Origin of the sequence: Amycolatopsis sp. NPDC088138 (assembly GCF_044741685.1) — a bacterium.
Lineage (GTDB): Bacteria > Actinomycetota > Actinomycetes > Mycobacteriales > Pseudonocardiaceae > Amycolatopsis.
Genome location: NZ_JBIUTB010000012.1, coordinates 38,816 through 60,936, shown reverse-complemented (window position 1 = coordinate 60,936; position 22,121 = coordinate 38,816). Strand labels below are relative to the sequence as shown.

The following is a 22,121-nucleotide window of genomic DNA, read 5'->3' as shown; positions in this document are numbered from 1 at the left end:
ATTGACGGACCAGCGTGTGCTCATCACCGGGTCGGCGGGTGTCGTCGGCACCCTGATGCGCCCCCGCCTGCGGCGCTCCGGCCGGGTGCTGCGCCTGCTCGACGTGGCTCCGCAAACGGCGTCGGACGACGCCGAGGAAATCGTGACGGCGTCGGTCACCGACGCGGCGGCGATGGCGTCGGCGTGCGAAGGCGCCGACGCGCTGATCCACCTCGGTGGCCACAGCCGCGAGAACTCCTGGGAAGCGACGCTCGACGTCAACATCAACGGCACCCACACGGTCCTGGAGGCGGCCCGCGCGGCCGGGGTCGGGCGCGTGATCCTGGCGTCGAGCAACCACGCCGTCGGCTTCCGCCGCAACGACGAGGACCTGCCCGCGGACTCGTCGCCGCGCCCGGACACCTACTACGGCGTCAGCAAGGCGGCGATCGAGGCGCTGGGCAGCCTGTACCACTCGCGGTTCGGCATGGACGTCATCGTGATCCGCATCGGCTCGTGCTTCGAGACGCCGTTGCCGCTGGGCCCGCGCGGCCTCACGACGTGGCTCTCGCCGGACGACGGGGCGCGGCTGTTCGAGGCGTGCTTGAGCGCGCCGTCGCCGGGGTACCGCCTGATCTGGGGCGTCTCGGACAACACGCGCCGGATCTACTCGCTGGCCGAGGCCGAGGCGCTGGGCTACAAGTCCCTGGACAACGCCGAGGTCTACGCGGACCAGCTGGCGGGCAAGCCGGCCCCGACGGGCGCGGCGGCCGAGTTCGTCGGCGGCCCGTTCTGCACCGCCCCGCTGGGCGAGTTCAACCCGCTCTGACCCCACCTCCCGCGGTGGTCCGTGAATGGCCCATTGAGGGACTTCAAGTCCCTCAATGGGCCATTCACGGCTTTGGTACTAGTACCTTCGCGCCTTCCGGGGGCCGCGAGGGTGACGCCAGGGTGGCCGCATGATCTTGAAATCCCGGCGTGCGCGGAAGTGGACCATCGGCGTGGCGAGCGGCCTGGTAGTCGTGCTCGTGGGTGCCTACGCGCTGCTGCAGGTCGCCGACTCGCGGACGTTCCAGTTCTTCGGCACCCTCGTGAACCGCGTCGACACCACCGAAAAGGTCGTCGCGCTGACCTTCGACGACGGGCCGGACCCGGCGGGCACGCACACCATCCTGGACACGCTGAAGAGCCGTCAGGTGCCCGCGACCTTCTTCCTCATCGGCCGCGAGATCGCCGCGCACCCGGACCTGGCCCACGACATCGCCGCGGCCGGGCACGAGGTCGGCAACCACAGCTTCTCCCACGACCGGATGATCGGCGTGACGCCCGCGTGGGTCGCCGACGAGGTCGAGGCCACCGACGCGCTCATCCGCACGGCCGGCTACTCCGGCGACATCCTGTTCCGCCCGCCCAACGGCAAGAAGCTCTTCGCCCTCCCGCACTACCTGGCTGAGCACGGCCGCACGACGATCACCTGGGACGTCGAGCCGGACTCCGCGGGCACGCCGGACGCCACGACCGTCCGCGACACCACGCTCGCTCAGGTGCGGCCCGGCTCGATCGTCCTGCTGCACGCGATGTACGCGTCACGCGCGCAGACGCGCCAGGCGATCGGGCCGATCGTCGACGGGCTCAAGCAGCGCGGCTTCCGGTTCGTGACCGTGTCGCAGCTGCTGGCAGCACCACACTGACGACCCACTCGCCGTCACGCGATCCGTGGCGCAGTGCACCGCCGGCCGCGGCGGCTTGTTCCGCGAGCCCGGCCAAGCCGTAACCGCCGCCCGCGCGCGGTGTGCCTTTGAGCGTGTTGCGGGCCGTGATCATCACGCCGTCGCCGCTCCGGACGTCGAGGCGCAGCCGGACACCGGGACCGTTGTGCCGCAACGCGTTCACCGCCGTCTCCGCGACGAACCGTTCGGCCAGCTCGCGCACCGGACGCGGCAGCGCGGGCAGCACCGGGTCGCGGTCGAGGACCAGTCCGGCGGTGCGGAGCCGGGCCAGCACCTCGGCGAGGTCGGGCGGGCGGTCCTCGTCGTCGTGCAGGTCGTCGAGGGTGCGGCGGACGAGCGTCAGCGCGCCGCGGCCGGCCGACAGCAGCGTGTCGAGCCGCGCGCGGTCGGCGTCGGTCAGATCGCCGACCGCGCGCAGCGTCTCCGCCTGCACGAGCATCACGGCCGTGGTCTGGGCGAGCGTGTCGTGCAGCCGCCGCGCGGCGCGTTCGGCCCGGTCGGCGAGCGCACGGCGGCGTTCGGCGCCGAGCAGCCAGGCGACCGCGCAGATCGTCACGGCCAGCACCGTGCCGTCGAGCGGGCCCTTCGCCGGGAACACCGCCACGCCGATCGCGAGCGCCGCGGACGCCGCGAGCCATCGCCGCGGGGTGCTGTAGAGCGCCAGCAGCACCGGGACGTACATGGTGTTGCGCGGCTGGTCGAGCAGCAGGTGCCCGGCCGTGGCGAGGGTGACGACCACCAGCACGACGGCCGGCGCGCGCCGCGACCACAGCAGCGGCACCAGCTGCACCGCGCTGAGCAGGGCGGCGACCCAGCCCTGGTGCGGGGTCCAGGCCCCGGCGGCGAGGAACACCGCGGCCGCCGCGGCCGTCGTGACGAGGGACTGGCGCATGGGCCCGACAGTAGAGTGCGGGCATGATCCGGGTGCAGGTCGTCGACGACCACGCGGTGGTGCGCGAGGGACTCGCCCTGGTCCTGGGCGCCCGGCCGGACCTCGACGTCGTCGCGCAGTACGGCAGCGGGCCGGAGCTGCTGGCGTCGTCCGTGGCCGCCGACGTCGTGCTGCTCGACCTCTACCTGCCCGGCATGGACGGCCTCGAAGTCCTGCGCCGCCTCCGGTCCCCGGCGCCGCGCGTGCTGATGCTCACCACGGTCGGACGGCCGCGCGAGATCCGCGAGGCCCTGGCCGCGGGCGCGGCCGGGTTCGTGCTGAAGGACTCCTCCGGCGAGGAGCTGGCCGCCGCCGTCCGGGCCGCCCACGAGGGTGTGACGGCGCTGAGCCCGGCGGTCGCGGCGGCACTCACCGCGGGCGGCACGCTGACCCCGCGCGAGCGGGACGTGCTGGAGCTGCTCGGCGATGGACTGTCCAATAAGGACATCGCGGCCCGGCTGCGGCTGGCCGAGCGGACGGTGAAGGCGCACGTCGGCAGCGTGCTGGCGAAGCTCGGCGTGACCAGCCGCACCCAGGCGGCGCTCGCCGCGCGCGCCCGCGACGGCTAACCTCGGTCAAAGGGGGATCGACATGAGCTATCACGTGATTCGCGACGGCTCGGCCGTCCCGTCCGCTGTGGTCAACGTGGTCCGCGAGTCGGCGAAGGCGTTCACCCGCGATCTGGCATGGGTGCCGGCCGACCTGCCGGGCGCGACCGCCGAAGAGTGCGGCTACGAGGACTTCGAGCAGTACCTGTACGCGATCGCCCGGCACGCCCGGGAGGAACTTCAGCGCACCGAATGGCGAGGTGAGTACGAGTACTTCGTGCACCTCGAAAGCGCCTCTTGCGCCGATACGCTGAAGCCCCCCGAAGCTCTGGTGCGCTGTCGCGAGGGTGTCCGCGAACGGCTCGGCGCCGACGGAACTTGGCGGGCGGCGGAAGACCCGCCGGGCACCGTGTCCCTGCCGGTCACCGAGGCGGAACACGACCGGCTCCGCTGGCGGGTCGCCGCGCCACAGTGGTCGGTGGCCCGGGACGACCTGTCCTACCCCGTCGCCGTCGTCCGCCGCATCCCGGCGTTCGCCGAGGCCTACACGCGGAACTTGCGCTGGGAGCCCGTTCCGCCGGGGCTTCGGCTCGAGGAGATCCGCGAGAGCCAGGCCGGAGACCTTCTGTTCGCGCTCACGACCGGCGTCCGGCAGGCGCGCCGGACCGGCACCGTCGAGTACTTCGGGATCCTGCCCGGCCGGTCCACCAGCATCGACCTCGACGACGTCTTTTCCGTGGTCCGGCGCGACAACGGCGTCGAAGAGGTCTATGTCCGCGACGGGTTGTGGGTTCGCTCCGACCGGCTCCGCGACGACTGGCACCGGAACCTGCCGCTCGGCGCCGAGGAGGTCGAGCGGATCACCGCGCGGCTGCCCCGGTCACGCTGTTTCCTGGTCGACGACGGACGCGCCTTTCCGCGCGCGGTGGTGCACCTCGACGACGGAACCGAGCGGGCCTTCGGGCGCGACCTCGCGTGGACGGCGTCCGGACTGCTGGCGGAGGTCGCCGAGCACCCGTACTGGACGGTCGAGGAAGCCGACCCGGACACCGAAGTCACGCACGCCTTCCTGCTGGCCCGGCGGGTGCGCCAGTTCAAGCAACGCCACGTGTGGCAGGGCGCGGCTTACCACGGCGTCTTCCGGACGTGCGCGGACGGGCTCGACGTCCGCCGGGCCCACACCCTCATCCGGGGAAGCCACAGCATGGAGGCCGAGCGTTACACCGGCGGAGGCCGCTGGGAACCCACGACGTTGCTGCGCAGCCTCGAGACCGGCGGCTGGTCGGACGAGGAACTCCCGGTCAGCTGGGAGGAAGCGGAAATGATCATGAAGCTGCTCGACTGACGCACAGGCGGTGGTGCCGGGCCCGCCCCGTGCGAGCCCGGCACCTCTCCCCGTTCGCCCTCGAGCCCCCCGGCCCGTCGAGGACGTGCACGACGCTCCCTCGCGTGCACCGGGGAAACCTCCGCCGCCCGGCCGCGTGACGCCGGGGCGGCGCCCGGTCCCCCGCGCGGAGGACGACGAAAGTCTTGTACGCCGTTCACCCGCCGCGACGACGCCGCGCTCGCGGTCACCCCCTGACGTAGCGGGTCAGCATCGCGACCAGCTCGTTCTCCAGCTTCCCGAGGTCCACCGGCTCGTGGTCGGCCACGAGCTGGTGGATGACCAGCTCGGCCGTCGTGACGATCAGCCGGGCCGCGGTCTCCGTGTCGGTGACCCGGACCTCGGGGTGGTCGTCCAGCAGCTCCCGCATGTAGGCGACCAGGTTCTTCTTGAGCAGCTCGACCCGCTCGAGCACGTCGGTCGACTTCGGGGCCTGCTCCAGCAGCACCCGCAGCAGCCGCGGCTCGTCGAGGTGGCTTTCGATCGCGCCGCGGACGAAGAGGCGGAAGATCTCCTCGATCGGGCCGGGCAGCTCCTCGCGCTGGACCCGTTCGGCGATCGCCGCGCCGTCGTCGAGGTGGCGGACGAGCAGCTCGGCGAGGATCGCGTCCTTGTTCGGGAAGTACTGGTACAGCGAGCCGATGGAGATCCCGGCCCGCTCGGCGATGCGGTTGGTGGTGCCCGCGGCGTACCCGTGCTCGCCGAAAACGTGAGCAGCCGCGGTCAGGATCCGCTGCCGGGTCAGCTCGGCGCGGACCTGACGCGGCTGTTTACGTGGCTGGATGCGGCGCTGGTCCGACGGCACGGCGCTCCCCTCCGCGCGCCTCGAAAGCGAGTAGCGCAAGACCTGAGTATTTGCTCATAATTGTGGCATGACCAGCACAGATACGCTGCACCGAGTCTCCATGGCCGAGGTGCGGGCCCGGCTGGGCGACCCCGAGCCGATGATCGAGGCCAAGGTCGGCGACCACGTCGACAAGCACGCCCGCCGCTTCATCGCCCACTCCCCCTTCCTCACGCTGGCCACCGCCGACGCGGCGGGCCGCGCCGACTGCTCGCCCCGCGGCGACTACCCCGGCTTCGTGAAGGTCCTCGGCGAGCGCACGCTCGCCATGCCCGACCGCACCGGCAACAAGATCGCCGACTCGTTCCGCAACATCGCCGAGAACGACGGCGTCGGCATGCTGTTCTTCGTCCCCGGCATGCGCGAAACCCTGCGGGTCAACGGCCGCGCGTACGTCACCGACGAGCCCGACGTGCTCGCCCGCATGCGGACCGAGGCGAAGGAGCCGATCCTGGCGATCGTCGTCGAGGTCGAGCAGGTGTACTTCCACTGCGGCCGCGCGCTGATCCGGTCACGGCTCTGGGATCCCGCGAGCCAGGCTCTGGCCGAGGAGCTGCCGTCGGCCGGCGAGATCGTCACCGACCAGCTCGGCATGGACATCGATCCGGCGCGGTTCGAGGCCATGCTCGAAGCCGGCTATCGGAAGCTGTACTGACCCATGCAGAAGACGATCCTCGACCGCGTCGAGCGGGTCGCCGACGACGTCGTTTCCCTGGTCCTGCACGGAGATGAAGGGCCACTGGCGCCGTGGGAACCGGGCGCGCACGTCGACCTGGCGCTGCCGAACTGGCTGACCCGGCAGTACTCGCTGTGCGGCGACCCGGGTGATCTCACGAGCTACCGGATCGCGGTCCGCCACGACCCGCTCAGCCGCGGCGGCTCGGAGTACGTCCACCTGTACCTGCGCCCGGGCCGGACCCTCGAAGTCTCCTTGCCCCGCAACCACTTCCCGCTGGAACCGGCCCCGGAGTACCTGTTCCTGGCCGGCGGGATCGGGATCACGCCGATCGTGCCGATGCTGCGGGCGGCCGTCGCGTCCGGTGCCGCGGCGACGCTCGTGTACGCGGGCCGGTCCCTGTCGACCATGCCGTTCGCCGCGGAACTCCTTGCCGAGTACGGCGAACGCGTGCGGCTGTTCCCCACGGCCGAGCGCGGCCGGCCGGACTTCGCGAGCCTTGATCCGCGTGCCGAGGTCTACTGCTGCGGCCCGGCGTCGATGCTCGCCGCGGCCGAGGCGGTGTTCCCACGGGTGCACGCCGAACGCTTCCAGCCCACCCGCCGCGTTTTCGGGCCCGACACGGCGTTCGAGGTCGTCTGCGCCCGCTCCGGGCAGACGATCCAGGTCCCGCCGGACGAGTCCCTGCTCGACGCGCTGACCCACGCCGGGCGCCCGGTGCCGTCCGGCTGCCGCGAAGGCGTCTGCGGCAGCTGCGAAGTGGCGGTCGTCGACGGCGAACCCGAGCACCGCGACGACATCGGCGCCCCGCCCGGCCGGATGTACGCGTGCGTGTCGCGCGCGCTCTCGCCCCGGCTCGTGCTGGACGTCTGATGATCCCGAAGGTGCGCCGCGCCAAGACGCGGAAGATGGTCACGCTCGAGGTCCTGGCGAACACCGCCCCGAGCCCGGCGTTCCGGACCGTCACCCTCGGCGGGCCGGACCTGGACGCGTTCGAGCCGGCGGGGGACGACCAGGCCGTCCGGCTGTTCTTCCCGCGCGCCGGGCAGGACGGGCTGCGGATGCCGACCCTGGACCACGAGGGCTGGATGGCCGAGGTGCTGATGATGCCGAAGAGCCGCCGCCCGTGGGTCCGCAACTACACGATCCGGCGGTCACGCCCCGGGGAGATCGACATCGAGTTCGCCCTGCACGACGGGGACGCGCCGGCCGCCGACTGGGCCCGTCGCGCCCGCCCGGGCGACCCGGCGGGGGTCTTCGACCTCGGCGTGAGCTACCTGCCGCCGTCCGGGGTGTCCTGGCAGCTGCTCGCCGCGGACGAGAGCGCGCTGCCCGCGGCACTGGCGATCCTCGAGAACGCCGCCGCCGACCTGGTGGCGGAGGTGTTCCTGGAGGTGCCGTCGAAATCGGACGTCCGGGAGGTCGAAGCGCCGTCCGGGGTGAACGTGCATTGGCTGCCCCGGGACTCCGGCCGCCTGCCCGGCACGCTCGCCCTGGAGACGATCCGGTCGGCGCCGCTACCGGACGGCCCGTCGTACACGTGGGTCGCGGGCGAGGCGAAGCTGGCGACGGGCGTGCGACGTCACCTCGTGCGCGACCGCGGCCGGCCGAGATCGGACATCGCGTTCCTCGGCTACTGGCGCCACGGCCGCGCCAGCCCGGGCTGAGCCACCCGAGCCATTCGCGGCAGCCGGGGCCAGCACAGGACGTAGAGGGCGGCCGCGACCGCGGCGCCGCGCACCGCGCCGAGGAGCAGGCACCGGACCCGGTCGTACTCGCTGACCCCGCTGACCGGATCCGTCAGGCCGAGCAGCGCCCCCGCCACCAGCCCGGCGCCGAGACCGGCGGCCACCACCACCCGGGCGGCGGGCGGCAGCGCCGGCCAGGAGCCCTCGGCCCGCGGCGCGCGGCGGTACCACCGAGTCACCAGGACGCCGAGCAGGAGGAGGCCACCGGCGGAGGAGACGTAACCGAGCACGTTGTACAGCCGGTGCGGGCCGACGACGGACACGTGCAGCACCGCCCAGTGCCGGACGGCGAAGCCGCCGGTCTGGGTGAAGGCGTCCCAGAGCAGGTGGGTCGCCGCCCCGACGACCACCGAGAGGAGGGAGACCAGCGCGGCTCGCGGCGTCCGCCACGGCGCGAGCACGTCCGGGCGCGGCACCCGCTCCCGCCACCCGGCCGGGCCGAGCGCCAGCACCGGCGCGAGCACGAGGTAGCCGACGGCCACCAGCACCAGCCCGAGCAGCAGGTCGATGCCCGGCAAACCGGCGACGTCGTGCGTCACCTCGCCGCCGGGCACCGGCAGGTAGTAGGCGACGTCCGGGGCCAGCGAGCCCGCGACGAGCCCGGGCAGCCAGAGGCGGCGGGCCAGCGGCAGCACGGCGGCCGGGTGGGCGAAGGTGAACGGCAACGGACTCGCCCTGCGTCTGCGTGACCGGAACGCCAGCCTAGGGCGGGTACGATCGCGGTCGGCCTCGACGTCGAGGAGGCAGGCGTGGGCGAATTCGGGCTGGCCGACACCAACGGCATCCTCGCGCTGCCCTGGGTCCACCCGGAACGCACCAGCGAAGGCCTCGGCTGGGACCGCCTCTACCTCTCCAAGCAGCGCGAACGGCCCTATCGTGCCCAGTTCGGCGCCGCGCGCAGCCACCAGCTGATCCTGCACCTCGGCGGGCCCGTGACGGTCCGGCGCGGGGTCGGGACCCCGCGCGAGCAGAGCCGGCGGATGCCCGCCGGCGGGCTGTTCCTGCAGCCTTCGCACGTGGACCTGTCCGTCGAGCTGGGCGGTGAGCTGGACACCGTGCACGTCTACGTCGCCGACGACGCCGTGCAGGAGGCCGCCGGCGACGGCACGCCGGTGCGGCTCGCCGAGGAGTTCGGCAGCGACCCGCTGCTGGAGCAGCTCGTGCTGAGCCTCGACGGCGTCGTGCGCGACTGGGAGCCGGGCGCGCGGACCTACGCCGACCAGCTGGGCGCGCTCGTCGCCGCGCAGCTCGTGCGCCACCACCAGGCCGGGCGCGCCCGCGGCCCCGAGCCGTCCCGCGGCCTGTCCGACCACCAGTTCGCGCGGGTGCGCGACCGGATGGCGGACCGGCTGGCCGAGCCGGTGCCGCTGGCCGACCTGGCCGCGCTCGCCGGGCTGAGCGTCAGCCAGTTCTCCCGGCAGTTCAAGGCGCGCACCGGCCTGCCGCCGCACCGGTTCCTGCTGCGGCTGCGCGTCGAGCAGGCCGGGCTGCTGCTGCGCACGGGCACCGACCCGATCGCCGAGATCGCGCTCCGCTGCGGCTTCTCGCACCAGGAGCACCTGACGCGCGTGCTGCGCGCCCAGCTCGGCACGACACCCGCGGCGCTGCGCCGGGCGGGCTGAGACGCGCGTTTTGTGCCTCGGCGCAGCACGAACGTGCAGGACCCGCCGCCGCCGAGCCGCTGATACTGCGTCACATGACCTCGTTCAGCTACGCCGCGAACCCCGTCCGGGTGGTGTTCGGTTCCCTCGACGACGTCGGCGACGAAGCCGATCGCCTGGGCCTCGGGCGTGTCCTGCTCGTCGCCGGCCCGCGCTACGGCGACCGGGCCGCGCGGCTCCTCGGCCCGCGGCTGGCCGCGCGGTTCGAGGACGCGGCGATGCACACCCCGGTCGACGTCACCGAGCGCGCGCTGAAGGTCGTCGCCGAGCACGACGTCGACGGTGTCGTCGCGGTCGGCGGCGGCTCGGCCACCGGGCTGGCCAAGGCGATCGCGCTGCGCACCGACCTGCCGCAGCTGATCGTGCCCACGACGTACGCGGGCTCGGAGCTGACGTCGGTCCTCGGCGAGACGGCCGACGGCCGCAAGACCACGCAGCGGTCCCCGAAGGTGTGCCCCGAGGTCGTGCTCTACGACGTCGCTCTGACGCTCTCGCTGCCCGGGCCCGTTTCGGCCGCCAGCGGGATCAACGCGCTCGCCCACGCCGTCGAGGCCCGCTACGCCCCGGACGCCAACCCGATGACCGACCTGCTCGCCGCGGAAGCCGTCCGGCTGCTCACGGACGCCCTGCCGCGGATCGTGGCCGATCCGTCCGATGTGGACGCCCGCGCCGCCGCGCTGCGGGGTGCGTGGCTGGCGGGCTCGTGCCTCGACAGCGTTTCGATGGGCCTGCACCACAAGCTGTGCCACCACCTCGGCGGCAAGTTCGGGCTGCCGCACGCCGAAACCCACGCCGTCCTCCTCCCCTACGTCATGGCGCACCTGGGTGTCGACGACGCGAGCGACGTCTTCGAGCTGACGGCGTCGCTCCCGATCCCGCATTCGCTGGCCGAACTCGGGCTCACCGAGGCCGACATCGCCGACGAGCCGGAGGCGGAGTTGCTGCGCCAAGCGGTGAACGGCACCCGGCCGACCGCCCCGCCCAGCCTGAAAGCGCTCACGAGGCAGGTCGTCGAGAGCTTCGCGGGCGCGCCGGACCGCGTGCGCGAGCTGCTCACCGACCTCGTCGAGACGCTGCACGGGTACGCGATCCGCACCGACCTCACGCAGGAGGAGTGGGAGTACGCGATCGGCTTCCTGACCCGCACCGGGCAGATCTCCAGCGACACGCGCCAGGAGTTCATCCTGCTGTCGGACACCCTCGGTGTGTCGAGCGTCGTCGACGTCCTGACGAACTCGCGCACGCCGGACACGACGCCGTCGGCGGTGCTGGGCCCGTTCTACGTCGAGGGCCCGCCGGAGACGCCACAGGGCGCCGATCTGGCCGACGGCCTTCCCGGTACTCCACTGTGGACGGATGTCCACGTGGTCGACACCGAGGGAAACCCGGTCCCGGACGCGGTCGTGGACGTCTGGCAGTCCAATGAGGACGGCTTCTACGACGTCCAGCTCCCCGACGTCGACGGCCCGGTGCTGCGGGCGCGCTTCCGCACCGACGCCGGCGGGCGGCTGCGGTTCGCGACGATCGTGCCGAGCGCGTACCCGATCCCCGCCGACGGCCCGGTCGGGCACATGCTCGACGTCGTCGGGCGCCACCCCTACCGGGCCCCGCACGTGCACTTCATGATCGCCAAGCCCGGTTACCGCACCCTGATCACCCAGCTGTTCGTCGCCGGGGGCGAGTACCTCGACTCCGACACCGTGTTCGGCGTCAAGGACGGCCTGATCGTCGACTTCACCGAGCAGCCCGGCGAAACCGGGCGGCGGCTCGAGTTCACGTTCCGCATCTCAGGGAGCAGCGCATGACCTACGACACCGACGTCATAGTGATCGGCAGCGGCCCCGCGGGTGGTTCGGCGGCGCTGCTGCTCGCCACCTACGGCGTCCCCACCGTGCTCGCGACGAAGTACGGCTGGATGGCCAACACGCCCCGCGCGCACATCACCAACCAGCGCACCATGGAGGTCTTCCGCGACCTCGGCGTCGAGGACAAGGCCCTCGCCGTCGGCACGCCGCCGGACCTGATGGGCGACACCGTGCTGTGCACGTCGCTGACCGGGCCGGAGATCGGCCGGATCGCCAGCTGGGGCACCGGGGCCGGGTCGGCGTCCGAGTACGGCGCCGCGAGCCCGTGCCACATGATCGACCTGCCGCAGACCTACCTCGAGCCGATCCTGGCGAGCGAGGCCGCCGCGCGCGGCGCGAAACTGCGGCTGGACACCGAGTTCCTCGACTTCACCCAGGACGAAGACGGCGTCACCGCGCGGTTCCTCGACCGCGTCCGGGGTGACGAGTTCACGTTGCGCGCCAAGTACCTGATCGGCGCGGACGGCGCGCGCAGCCGCGTCGCCGAGCAGGCCGGGCTGCCGATCGCCGGGCAGACCGGCAAGGCGGGCAGCATGAACATCACGTTCACCGCCGACCTCGCGCCGTACGTGGCCCACCGGCCGAGCGTGCTGTACTGGGTGATGCGGCCGGGCGCGCACCTCGGCGGGATCGGGATGGGCCTGGTCCGGATGGTGCGGCCGTGGAACGAGTGGCTGCTGACCTGGGGTTACGACATCGAGCAGGCGCCGCCGGAGGTCGACGTCGAAGAGGCGACGCGGCTGGTGCGCGACCTCGTCGGCGACCCGGGCCTCGACGTCGAGATCACCTCGACGTCCCTGTGGACGGTCAACCACAACTACGCGACGGAGTACCGCAACGGCCGGGTGTTCTGCGCCGGGGACGCCGTGCACCGGCACCCGCCGTCCAACGGGCTCGGCTCGAACACGTCCATCCAGGACTCGTACAACCTGGCGTGGAAGCTCGCGATGGTGCTGCGCGGCGAGGCGGGCGAAGGCCTGCTGGACAGCTACACCGCCGAACGCGCGCCGGTCGGCAAGCAGATCGTCGACCGGGCGAACCTCAGCCGTGACCAGTTCGGGCCGATCTTCGCCGCGCTCGGCATCTCCGGCGACACCGACTCCGACGGCATCACGGCGGGCCTCGAAACCTGCCTCGCGCCGACGCCCGAGGGCGCGCTGAAACGGCGTGAACTGGAGAAGGCGATCGAGCTGAAGCACTACGAGTTCAACGCGCACGGCGTCGAGATGGACCAGCGGTACGTCTCCGGCGCGGTGCTGCCCGACGGCGTCGCGTCGGCGGATTCGCCGCGCGATCCCGAGTTGTTCCACCGGCCCAGCACCGAGCCGGGCGCGAAGCTTCCGCACGCGTGGCTGGTCGGCGCGCACGGCCGCCGGGTGTCCACTTTGGACGTCGCCGGCGGCGGCCGCTGGACGGTCCTGACCGGCCTGACCGGCACCGCCTGGCGCGACGCCGCGGCCAAGGCGGGCGCGGAACTCGGCCTGGACCTGCGAGCGGTCCTCATCGGCGCACCGGAGCTCCGCGACGCCTACGGCGACTGGTCCCGCCTCAGCGGCATCGCCGAAGACGGCTGCCTCCTGGTCCGCCCGGACGGCTACATCGCCTGGCGCCGCCGCACCACCTCCCCCACAGCGACCCCCACCCTGCTGAGCGCCCTCCGCGAACTACTGGCCCGCCCGTAACCCGTGATCAGAGAGTCGACACGCGTGATTGAAGGGTCGACTCACGTGATTGAGGAGTCGACCCGGCCGGCATCGGCACCGCCCGCCGTGTCGGCTCTCCAATCACGCGTGTCGGCTCCCCAATCACGCGTGTTGGCGCTTTGATCACGGGGTGGTGATGGCGGTGAAGGTGACCGGGGTTTTCGGGGGGCCGCTGCCGTCGCCGATGCCCGGCTTGGACGGGTCGACGCCGGCGGCGGCGACCTTGTCCAGCACCGCGAGGCCGGCGTCGTCGATGCTGCCGAACACCGTGTACTCCGGCGGGATTTGCGTGTCGCCGAAGACCAGGAAGAACTGGGAGCCGCCCGAGTCGGGTTCGGACGTCTTGGACATCGCGAGGATGCCGCGGCCGTACGTCAGCCCGGGAAACGTCTCGTCCTTGATCGTGTAGCCCGGGCCGCCGGTGCCGTCGCCGACCGGGTCGCCGCACTGCAGCATCCGCAGCCCGTCGGCCACCGAGAGCCGGTGGCACGACATGCCGTCGTAGAACCCTTGCTTGGCCAGGCTCAGGAAGTTCACCACCGTGCACGGCGCCAGCGCGCGGTCCAGCGTCAGCCCGATCCCGCCCGCGCTGGTCGCGAGCCGCACCGGGACGGTGCCCGACGACGGCGCCGGGCCGTCCGGCGGCGGGGTGGCCGTCTTCGGCGCGGGTGTGCCGGGGGCGGGCGTGAACGCGCAGGTGATCGGGTCGGCGAGCGGTGTCGTCCGCTTCGGCATCGCGGCCCGGCCGCCCGGCGGCGGGGCGGGCGTGGTCGTCGTCGGGACCGGGGACACGAGTGTCGCCGACGAGGCAGGCAGGACCCCGATCTCCGTTTTCGCCTCCTCCTCACGCAGGAATCCGGGATAACCCCAGGCCAGGAACGCGAAGGCCATCAGCACGACCACGACGACCGAAGCGGTGATCAGCACGACGGCGGCCGGCGACGTCTTTTTCGGCGGCACCGGCGGCTGCCACTGCGGATACCCGTAAGGCGGCCGCTGACCGGGCCCGCCCCCTGGCTCGCTCATCGGCGCTCCCCTCGTCGGGCCCCATTCTGCCGGGAAGACCACCCGTCCGGGCCGGAACGGCCGAGGAACTCCACCGCCCGCCCGGTCGTCTACCGGGTATGGCCTTTCTCCGGCGGCCCCGCCCGGTCGCGCCGCCAGGGACGTTCGACCGCATCGACGACGTCCGGGCCGCGATCCGCGAGCTCCACACGAGACTGTCCCGCCCGGTGATCGAGGCCTTCGGCACGTGGGAGCCCGAGCCCGGCGGAACCGTGGCCGCGATGACCCGCCACCTCGGCATCGGCGACACCCGGGTGACCGTCACCTTCGACGCGCTCGGCGGGCACGTCGGCGAGGTCGAGCTCGGCCCCGGCCCGGAGTACTTCGTGACGCTCGGCGTGCACGACCCGCGTGACGTCCCGGCGGTCCTGGCGCACGAGGTGACGCACATCTTCCTGCACCGCAACGACATCCGGTTCGACGGCCGCGCGCGCAACGAGATCCTCACCGACACCGCGGCGCTCTACCTCGGCCTCGGCCGCCCGATGCTCGCGGCCTACCGCGTCGAGGTGACGCAGGGGCGGTACACGCGCCGCCGGACGACGTTCCGCGTCGGGTACCTGTCCCCGCCGGAGATGGGGTACGTGCTGGCGCGGCGGGCGCTGGAGTTCGGCGAGGCCGAGCCGGAGTTCGCGGGCGACGCGGCCGGCGCGTACCGGCTCGGGCGCGCCCAGGCCGTCTACGAAACCTAGGGCAGTGGCGGCAGCGCCGGGGTGTCCAGCCAGCGCGTGAAGAACGTCCCCAGCGAACGGGCCGCGTACGCCTCCGCCATCGCGACGAACCCGTCGGTCGTGACGAGCCCGTGCCGGTGGTCGGTCGTCCACGCCTTCAGCAGCGCGAAGAACGCCTGATCGCCGATCTCCGCCCGCAGCGCGTGCAGGGTCAGCGCGCCGCGCTTGTAGACGCGCTCGTCGAACATCCGCGCCACGCCGGGATCGGCGACCCGGACGTCCGCGGGCCTGGCCTTCATGCGCGTGTGCCAGGTGCGGGCCAGCGACTGCGCGGACTCGCCGCCCGACTCCTCCGACCACAGCCACTCGGCGTAGGTCGCGAAGCCCTCGTTCAGCCAGATGTGGCGCCAGTCGGCCACCGTCAGGCTGTTGCCGAACCACTGGTGCGCCAGCTCGTGCACCACGAGCCGCTCGTACGTGCGGCGGCCGTCGACGTGGTTGGCGCCGAAGATCGACATGCCCTGCGCCTCGATCGGGTCGTCGAGGGCGTCGTCGGCCACGACGATCCGGTACTCGCCGAACGGGTACGGGCCGAACAGCCGCTGCAGGACCTCCATCATCCGGCCCTGCCGGCCGAAGTCGTGCTCGAACAGCCGGCGCAGCCGCGGCGGGACGGCGGCGCGCTGCGGCACGGTCGCGAAGACCGACTCCACCTGCCCGCTCTCACGGCCGAAATCGACACTCAGCCGGCGCGCGGCCGCGCCCACGCGGGCGAGCCAGCCCCCGCCGGTCAGGTCGATGTCGTCGTACCGGCCGATCTGCACGCTCATCAGGTAGGTCGCCGTCGGCTCGTGCCGTTCGAAGACCCACTTCGTCGTGCTCGCCGAGGTGTAGCGGTCGACCAGGTCCCCGGTGACGGCGACCAGGTACGGCGACGACGTCGTCACGGCGACCCGGTAGGTCGCCTTGTCGGACGGGTGGTCGTTGCACGGGAACCACGACGGCGCGCCGACCGGCTGGCTCGCCACGAGCGCGCCGTCGGTCAGCTCGTCCCAGCCGACGTCACCCCAGCGGCTCCCCACCGGGCGCGGGTTGCCGACGTAGCTGACCTCGACGACGAACGCGCTGCCGGCGGCGATCGACTTCTGCGGCTTGACCTGGAGCTTCCGGACGCGCTTGAGGTACTTCGCGGGCTTGCCGTCGACCAGCACGCGGTTGATCCGGAACTCGCCGAAGTCGAGGGTGATGCGCGAGAGCGCCTGCGTCGCCTCCGCGGTGATCACCGCCGACGCCGACAGCCGGTTCGGGGCGACCTTGTAGTCGAGGGTCAGGTCGTAGTGCTTGACCCGGTAGCCGCCGTTGCCGTGCGCGGGGAGGTAGGAGTCGCCGGAGGTGTCCGCGCCGGGTGCGGGAGCGGAGGCCTTCGAAATCACCCGTCGCGAACCTTTCCTCGTACCTGCTTCACAAGTGCCTACGTCAAACCAGGCTCGCACGGAGGGGTGATTCCGTGCGAGCCGGGTGGGTACTTCGTGACCTTCTACTTACCCGTCCACGCGGAGATCGGGTTGCCGAGCCAGCGGGTGTCGGCCGGCACCTCGTCGCCGCGGGTCACCAGGGACCCCGGGCCGACCGTGGTGCGCGCGCCGATCCCGGCGCCCGGCAGCACGATGCCGTGCGGGCCGAGGGTCGCGCCCTCGCCGAGGGTCACCCGCGACATGCTCATGATCCGGTCGTGGAACAGGTGGGTCTGCACGACGCAGCCGCGGTTGATCGTCGCGCCGTCGCCGAGCTCGACGAGGTCGGACTCCGGCAGCCAGTACGTCTCCAGCCACACCCCGCGGCCGATCTTGACGCCCATCGTGCGCAGCCAGGCCGTGAGCAGCGGGGTGCCGCCGATCGAGCCGATCAGCCACGGCACCGCGAGCGCCTCGACGAACGTGTCGGCCAGCTCGTTGCGCCAGACGAACGAGCTCCACAGCGGGTGGTCGACCTCGCGGAACTTCCCGACCAGCAGCCACTTCATGACGGTGGCGGTCAGCGCCGCGACGATCCCGGCGGCCAGCAGGGCGGGCCCGGCCAGCAGCACGGCGACACCGAACCCGAACACCGACGCGGCCCACAGCAGGCCGAAGGCGACCGAGACGGTCAGCGCGACCCCGCACATGACCGGGATGATCCGGCACAGCTCGACCAGCGCCCGCGCCGCCTTGAGGTGCAGCGCCGGGGTGTAGGTGCGGCTCGTGTCGGCGTCGCCGATCGCGCGGCGCACCGGCAGCGGCGGCATGCCCAGGTACGACGAACCCTTCTTCGCCCGCAGCGGCGTCGAGGACAGCACACCCACGAGTCCGCGCTTGGGCACCGAACGGCCGGGCGCGGTCATCCCCGAGTTGCCGAGGAAGGCCTGCTTGCCGATCCGGGCCGGGGCCACGTGCAGCCAGCCGTGGCCGAGCTCGTAGGTGGCGACCATGGTGTCGTCGGCCAGGAACGCGCCGCTGTCGACCTTGGTCATCTTCGGCAGCGCGAGCACGGTCGAGGCCTCGACGTTGCGGCCGACCTTCGCGCCGAGCAGCCGCAGCCACACCGGCGTGAACAGGCTGGCGTACAACGGGAACAGGCCTTCGCGGGCCATGCTCATCAGCCGCTCGGTGGCCCAGACCTGCCACGCGACGCGGCCGTGCACCGGGTGGTAACCCTCGACCATGCCGATGCTCAAGCACCGGACGCCGACGAGCACGAGCAGCATGTAGGTCAGGAAGTACGCGGCGGTCGCGACCGGCACGAAGATCAGCGCCTGGGTGAACGCGTCGAGCAGCGTCGGCGCGCCGGCGATGGCGTAGCCGAGCACCACCACGCCCGAAAGGGCGGCGAGGCCCGGCAGGAAGCCGAGGACCACCGAGGTCACGCCGTAGACGCCGGCCCAGAAGTGCGAGCGCGGCGGGCGGCTCGACGGCCACTTCAGCGCGTCCTTCGCGTCCTTGCCGTCCTTGCCGACGGGGGCGGCGGGCGAACCGGCCCAGTGCTGGCCGGCCTTCACCGCGCCGCGGACGGTCGACCCGGCCGCGATCTCGGCGCCCTTGCCGATGCGGACGCCGGGGAACAGCGTGCTGCGCGCGCCGATCCGGGCCTCCGCGCCGATGCGGACCTTGCCGATGTGGACGAGGTCGCCGTCGACCCAGTGCCCGGTCAGGTCGACCTCGGGCTCGACGGCGGCACCGCGGCCCAGCTTGAGGAACCCGGTGACCGGCGGCGGCGAGTGCAGGTCGACGTCCTTGGCGATGCGGGCGCCGAGCGCCTTGGCGTAGGTCGTCATCCAGGACGCGCCGGCGATGCTGTCGGCGCCGGAGAACTCGGCGAGCTTTTCGGCCGTCCACAGGCGCAGGTGGACGCTGCCACCGCGCGGGTAGGTGCCGGGCCGCACGCCGGAGAGCAGCACGCGGGCGCCGCCCGCGGCGATCGCGATGCGCCCGGCCGGGCTGAACAGCACGACCCAGGCCAGGCCGATCCAGGCCCAGTGCAGTGTCGGCGCCCAGGCGAACCCGAGCAGGGACAGGATGTTCGACAGCGCGGCGGCGAGCGTCGCCCAGCGCAGGCCGACGAGCCCCATGAGCGGGACCGTCAGCAGCGTCTGGATCACGCCGGCGCGGCGCTTGGTCGGCTGGATGTCGCGGCGTTCGGTGGCCTGGCCGCTCAGGGCGTCCAGCATCGCGGCCAGCGCGCCCAGCTTCGGGTACTGGTAGATGTCGGCGACCGACACCTGCGGGTGGCGGGTGCGGATCCGCGCGACGACCTGGGCGGCGGTCAGGCTGCCGCCGCCGTGGGTGAAGAAGTCGGCCTTCGGGTCGTCGACGGACACGCCGAGGATCTCGGCCCAGCCTTCGGCGAGCCACGCCTGGGTCGGCGACAGCCCGGCCGCGGCGGCGTCCACAGTGGACAGCGGCCACGGGAGGGCGTTGCGGTCGACCTTGCCGGAGGTGCGGGTGGGCAGGTCTTCGACAACGGCGAGCAGCGGCACCAGCGCGGCGGGCAGGTGCTCGCGCAGCCGGGTCGCGGCCTGCTCGTGGTCGAACGACACGCCTGCGGCGGGGACGACGTAGCCGACGAGGACCTGGTTGCCCGCCTTGGTGCGGCGGATCGCGGCGGCCGCGCCCTGCACGCCCGGGAGGGCCTGCAGCGCGGCGTCGACCTCGCCCAGCTCGATGCGGCGGCCGCCGAGCTTGACCTGCTCGTCGAGGCGGCCGAGGAACAGCAGGCCTTCGGTTTCGGCGCGGACCATGTCGCCGGAGCGGTAGGCGCGCTGCCAGCCCAGGGACGGCAGGGCCGCGAACTTCTCGGCGTCCTTCTCGGCGTCGAGGTAGCGGGCCAGGCCGGCGCCGCCGATGACGAGCTCGCCGGTTTCGCCCATGGCGACCGGCTGTCCCTCGTCGTTGACCACGGCCAGCTGCCAGCCCGCGAGCGGCAGGCCGATGCGGACCGGGCCTTCGCCGGTCAGCTGTGCGGCGCAGGCGACGACGGTGGCTTCGGTGGGGCCGTAGGTGTTCCAGACTTCGCGGCCTTCGACGGCGACGCGCTCGGCCAGCTCCGGCGGGCAGGCTTCGCCGCCGAAGATGAGCAGGCGGACGTCTTCGAGGGCGTCGGCGGGCCACAGGGCGGCCAGTGTCGGCACGGTGGAGACGACGGTGATCTGCTGCGCGACCAGCCAGGGGCCGAGGTCGACGCCGGTGCGGACCAGCGCGCGGGGCGCCGGGACCAGGCAGGCGCCGTGGCGCCAGGCCAGCCACATCTCTTCGCAGGAGGCGTCGAAGGCGACGCTCAGCCCGGCCAGCACGCGGTCGCCCGGGCCGATCGGCTCTTCGGTGAGGAACAGGCGGGCCTCGGCGTCGACGAACGCGGCGGCGGAGGCGTGCGTGACCGCGACGCCCTTGGGCTTGCCGGTGGAACCGGAGGTGAAGATGATCCAGGCGTCGTCGGCCGGGCCGGGGGTGCCCTCGCGGCCGCCCGGGGTGCTGTGGACGTTGATCCTGCCGTCGGTGGCGACGGCGGCGACCTGGGCCTCTTCGAAGACCAGCTCGGCGCGCTCGTCGGGGTCGTCCGCGTCGACCGGCACGTAGGCGGCGCCGACGGACAGGGTGGCGAGGATCGCGACGTACAGCTCGGCGGTGCCGGAGGAGATCCGGATGCCGACCCGGTCGCCGACGCCGACGCCGTACCCGCGCAGGCGGCGGCCGTAGGCGTCGATCTCTTCGAGGAGCCGGCGGTAGGTCAGGGTGGTGGTGCCGTCGTCGATGGCGGCGGCGTTGGGGTGACGCTCGGCCGTGGCGGCCAGGATGTCGAGCAGGGTGCGCTCGCTCGCGCCGAGGCCGGACCAGAACAGGGCGCGGTCGGCGACGGGGGACGTCGACGGCGCGTGGGTCACCTCGGCGACGCAGGGCAGCGGCGCGGTGATCTCGGCAGCCGTTTCGGCCGGCTCGATCGTGACGGTCATCGCCCGGTCACCTCGAGCGCGACTTCGAGCGTGGTGCAGACGTGCAGGAACGAACTATGGGCGGACAAGCCCATCACTCACCTTCCGCGAGCCTCTATCGGGCTTGCTCTCCGGAATGAGGCGCCCGCAACGACCCTCCACTGTAACCGAAGATGAACGAAAGATATCTCGTGGGTCACGGCGGAGTGTCGGACCTCACGCCCCGGACGGACCCCCGTGATCGAGGCGCCGACACGCGTGATTACGGGGTCGACACGGCGTCTTGCCGAAGATTCGCCGTGTCCTCCCCGTGATCAGGCGTGCCGGCTGCGCAATCACGTGTCGGCCGTTCAGTCCCGCGGGTTCGCCGGAACGGGCCAGGAAATCACCGGGATTTGGAGGGACGTGCCGCTTTTCCGCCCGCCTTCGGCTTTGCGTTCTTTTCGCGAACGCGCACATTCACCCGGACGGGGCTGCCTTCGAAGCCGAACTGCTCGCGGAACTTCCGCTCGATGAACCGGCGGTAGCCCGCCTCGAGGAAGCCGGTGGTGAACAGCACCAGCGTCGGCGGCCGGATGCCCGCCTGCGTCGCGAACAGCACCTTCGGCTGCTTGCCTCCGCGCACCGGCGGCGGGGTGGCCGCGATGAGGTCGGACAGCCAGGCGTTGAGCTGGCCGGTCGGCACCCGCTTGTCCCACGACGCCAGCGCCGTCCGCAGCGCCGGGGCGATCTTGCGCACCGAACGGCCGGTCAGCGCGGAGACGTTGACCTTCTCCGCCCACGGGACGCGGACCAGGCCGCGGTCCAGCTCGCGGACCATGGCGTGGCGGCGGTCCTCGTCGACCAGGTCCCACTTGTTGAACACCAGCACGCACGCGCGCCCGGCCTCGACGACCATGCTCAGCACCCGCAGGTCCTGCTCCGAGATGGGCTCGCCGGCGTCCAGCAGCACGACCGCGACCTCGGCCGCGTCGATCGCGGTCTTGGTGCGCAGCGAGGCGTAGTACTCGGCGCCCGCGGCGAAGTTGACCCGCTTGCGCAGGCCCGCGGTGTCGACGAACCGCCAGGTCTCGCCGTCCAGCTCGACCAGCGAGTCGACCGGGTCGACCGTGGTGCCGGCCACCGAGTCGACGACCGAGCGCTCCTCGCCCGACAGCTTGTTCAGCAGGCTCGACTTGCCGACGTTCGGCTTCCCGACCAGCGCGACGCGCCGCGGGCCCGACGTCGCGGCGGCACCCTCGCGCGGCGCCTCGGGCAAGGTCTTGAGGATGGCGTCGAGCAGGTCGCCGGAGCTGCGGCCGTGCAGCGCGCTGACCGGGTGCGGCTCGCCGAGGCCGAGCGACCACAGCGACGCGGTGTCCGCGAGCAGCCGGTCGTCGTCGACCTTGTTCGCCACGAGCAGCACCGGCTTCTTCGAGCGGCGCAGCACCTTCGAGGCGGCTTCGTCGGTGGCCGTGGCCCCGACCGAGGCGTCGATCACCAGCAGGATCGCGTCCGCGGTCTGCATGGCCAGCTCGGCCTGGGCGGCGACGGAGGCCTGCAGCCCGGTGGCGTCCGGTTCCCAGCCGCCGGTGTCGACCAGGGTGAACTTGCGCCCGCCCCAGTAGGCGTCGTAGGCGACGCGGTCGCGGGTGACACCCGGCACGTCCTGCACCACGGCTTCGCGGCGGCCGATGATGCGGTTGACCAGCGTGGACTTGCCCACGTTCGGCCGGCCGACCACGGCGAGCACCGGCTGCGCGAGCGCGGCCTCCTCGGCCGCTTCGGCCGCGTCGATCTGCGCGTCGATCCTGGCGAACTCGGTCTCGTCCGACCAGGTGCCGTCGACTTCGCCGACGCTGTCCAACTCTTCCAT

At 72.7% G+C, this 22,121-nt stretch carries 18 protein-coding genes; 11 read left to right on the top strand and 7 right to left on the bottom strand.

Going from position 1 to position 22,121, the window contains the following annotated elements:
* Nucleotide 1: 1 nt before the first annotated feature.
* Both ACIOD2_RS48775 and ACIOD2_RS48770 read left to right on the top strand, forming a co-directional pair.
* Nucleotides 2-808: an NAD-dependent epimerase/dehydratase family protein gene (locus tag ACIOD2_RS48775; RefSeq protein ID WP_400552875.1), complete on the top strand. Its 807-nt coding sequence runs from the start codon at nt 2-4 to the stop codon at nt 806-808.
* A gap of 130 nt (nt 809-938) precedes the next feature.
* Complete coding sequence (locus ACIOD2_RS48770; protein ID WP_400552873.1) at nt 939-1,670, top strand: polysaccharide deacetylase family protein; 732 nt, start codon at nt 939-941, stop codon at nt 1,668-1,670.
* On the opposite strand, the gene ACIOD2_RS48765 is transcribed toward ACIOD2_RS48770, so the two are convergent.
* Entirely contained in the window at nt 1,612-2,601 is a 990-nt protein-coding gene (locus ACIOD2_RS48765; protein ID WP_400552871.1) for a histidine kinase, read from the bottom strand. The genes ACIOD2_RS48770 and ACIOD2_RS48765 overlap by 59 nt on opposite strands.
* A 23-nt stretch (nt 2,602-2,624) precedes the next feature.
* On the opposite strand from ACIOD2_RS48765, the gene ACIOD2_RS48760 reads away from it, so the two are divergent.
* Nucleotides 2,625-3,209: a LuxR C-terminal-related transcriptional regulator gene (locus tag ACIOD2_RS48760; protein ID WP_400552869.1), complete on the top strand. Its 585-nt coding sequence runs from the start codon at nt 2,625-2,627 to the stop codon at nt 3,207-3,209.
* A 22-nt stretch (nt 3,210-3,231) separates the two neighbouring features.
* Nucleotides 3,232-4,533 carry a hypothetical protein gene (locus tag ACIOD2_RS48755; RefSeq protein ID WP_400552867.1) on the top strand — a complete coding sequence of 434 codons (1,302 nt, stop codon included), beginning with the start codon at nt 3,232-3,234 and terminating at the stop codon, nt 4,531-4,533.
* A 226-nt stretch (nt 4,534-4,759) separates the two neighbouring features.
* Here the strand turns inward: ACIOD2_RS48755 and ACIOD2_RS48750 are convergent, their stop codons facing one another.
* Nucleotides 4,760-5,377, bottom strand: coding sequence for a TetR/AcrR family transcriptional regulator (locus ACIOD2_RS48750; protein ID WP_400552865.1), 618 nt, complete (start codon nt 5,375-5,377; stop codon nt 4,760-4,762).
* Nucleotides 5,378-5,444: 67 nt separating this feature from the next.
* On the opposite strand from ACIOD2_RS48750, the gene ACIOD2_RS48745 reads away from it, so the two are divergent.
* From ACIOD2_RS48745 to ACIOD2_RS48735, 3 genes are read left to right on the top strand one after another with little or no spacing between them, the layout of a single operon-like run.
* On the top strand, nt 5,445-6,071 hold the full coding sequence (locus ACIOD2_RS48745) for an MSMEG_1061 family FMN-dependent PPOX-type flavoprotein (protein ID WP_400552863.1): 627 nt from the start codon (nt 5,445-5,447) through the stop codon (nt 6,069-6,071).
* 3 nt (nt 6,072-6,074) lie between these two features.
* Nucleotides 6,075-6,965, top strand: a complete 891-nt coding sequence (locus tag ACIOD2_RS48740; protein WP_400552861.1) for a PDR/VanB family oxidoreductase — start codon at nt 6,075-6,077, stop codon at nt 6,963-6,965.
* Nucleotides 6,965-7,759, top strand: coding sequence for a siderophore-interacting protein (locus tag ACIOD2_RS48735; RefSeq protein ID WP_400552860.1), 795 nt, complete (start codon nt 6,965-6,967; stop codon nt 7,757-7,759). The genes ACIOD2_RS48740 and ACIOD2_RS48735 overlap by 1 nt, the downstream gene beginning before the upstream one ends.
* Here ACIOD2_RS48735 and ACIOD2_RS48730 read toward each other — a convergent pair.
* A complete protein-coding gene (locus tag ACIOD2_RS48730) occupies nt 7,726-8,505 on the bottom strand; it encodes a DUF4184 family protein (RefSeq protein ID WP_400552859.1) in 780 nt (259 codons plus the stop codon). The two genes, ACIOD2_RS48735 and ACIOD2_RS48730, sit on opposite strands and share 34 nt — an antisense overlap.
* Before the next feature lie 84 nt (nt 8,506-8,589).
* Here ACIOD2_RS48730 and ACIOD2_RS48725 point away from each other — a divergent pair, with 84 nt between their 5' ends.
* From ACIOD2_RS48725 to ACIOD2_RS48715, 3 genes are all read left to right on the top strand, one after another.
* Nucleotides 8,590-9,462 carry a helix-turn-helix domain-containing protein gene (locus tag ACIOD2_RS48725; protein WP_400552857.1) on the top strand — a complete coding sequence of 291 codons (873 nt, stop codon included), beginning with the start codon at nt 8,590-8,592 and terminating at the stop codon, nt 9,460-9,462.
* 74 nt (nt 9,463-9,536) lie between these two features.
* Nucleotides 9,537-11,306, top strand: coding sequence for a maleylacetate reductase and hydroxyquinol 1,2-dioxygenase domain-containing protein (locus ACIOD2_RS48720; protein ID WP_400552856.1), 1,770 nt, complete (start codon nt 9,537-9,539; stop codon nt 11,304-11,306).
* Nucleotides 11,303-13,048, top strand: coding sequence for an FAD-dependent oxidoreductase (locus ACIOD2_RS48715; RefSeq protein ID WP_400552854.1), 1,746 nt, complete (start codon nt 11,303-11,305; stop codon nt 13,046-13,048). Before ACIOD2_RS48720 ends, ACIOD2_RS48715 begins: the two co-directional genes overlap by 4 nt.
* 144 nt (nt 13,049-13,192) lie before the next feature.
* Here the strand turns inward: ACIOD2_RS48715 and ACIOD2_RS48710 are convergent, their stop codons facing one another.
* Complete coding sequence (locus tag ACIOD2_RS48710) at nt 13,193-14,095, bottom strand: peptidylprolyl isomerase (RefSeq protein WP_400552852.1); 903 nt, start codon at nt 14,093-14,095, stop codon at nt 13,193-13,195.
* 98 nt (nt 14,096-14,193) lie between these two features.
* Between ACIOD2_RS48710 and ACIOD2_RS48705 the strand changes: the two genes are divergently transcribed.
* Nucleotides 14,194-14,826, top strand: a complete 633-nt coding sequence (locus ACIOD2_RS48705; RefSeq protein ID WP_400552850.1) for a hypothetical protein — start codon at nt 14,194-14,196, stop codon at nt 14,824-14,826.
* On the opposite strand, the gene ACIOD2_RS48700 is transcribed toward ACIOD2_RS48705, so the two are convergent.
* The 3 genes from ACIOD2_RS48700 to der all read right to left on the bottom strand — a co-directional run bounded on the left by ACIOD2_RS48700 (nt 14,823) and on the right by der (nt 22,121).
* Nucleotides 14,823-16,238, bottom strand: a complete 1,416-nt coding sequence (locus ACIOD2_RS48700) for a M1 family metallopeptidase (protein ID WP_400552848.1) — start codon at nt 16,236-16,238, stop codon at nt 14,823-14,825. The two genes, ACIOD2_RS48705 and ACIOD2_RS48700, sit on opposite strands and share 4 nt — an antisense overlap.
* Nucleotides 16,239-16,342: 104 nt before the next feature.
* The gene (locus tag ACIOD2_RS48695) at nt 16,343-20,287 is read right to left on the bottom strand and encodes a Pls/PosA family non-ribosomal peptide synthetase (RefSeq protein WP_400552846.1); all 3,945 of its coding nucleotides are present in this window, start codon (nt 20,285-20,287) and stop codon (nt 16,343-16,345) included.
* Between the two features lie 364 nt (nt 20,288-20,651).
* The gene (der, locus tag ACIOD2_RS48690) at nt 20,652-22,121 is read right to left on the bottom strand and encodes a ribosome biogenesis GTPase Der (protein WP_400552844.1); all 1,470 of its coding nucleotides are present in this window, start codon (nt 22,119-22,121) and stop codon (nt 20,652-20,654) included.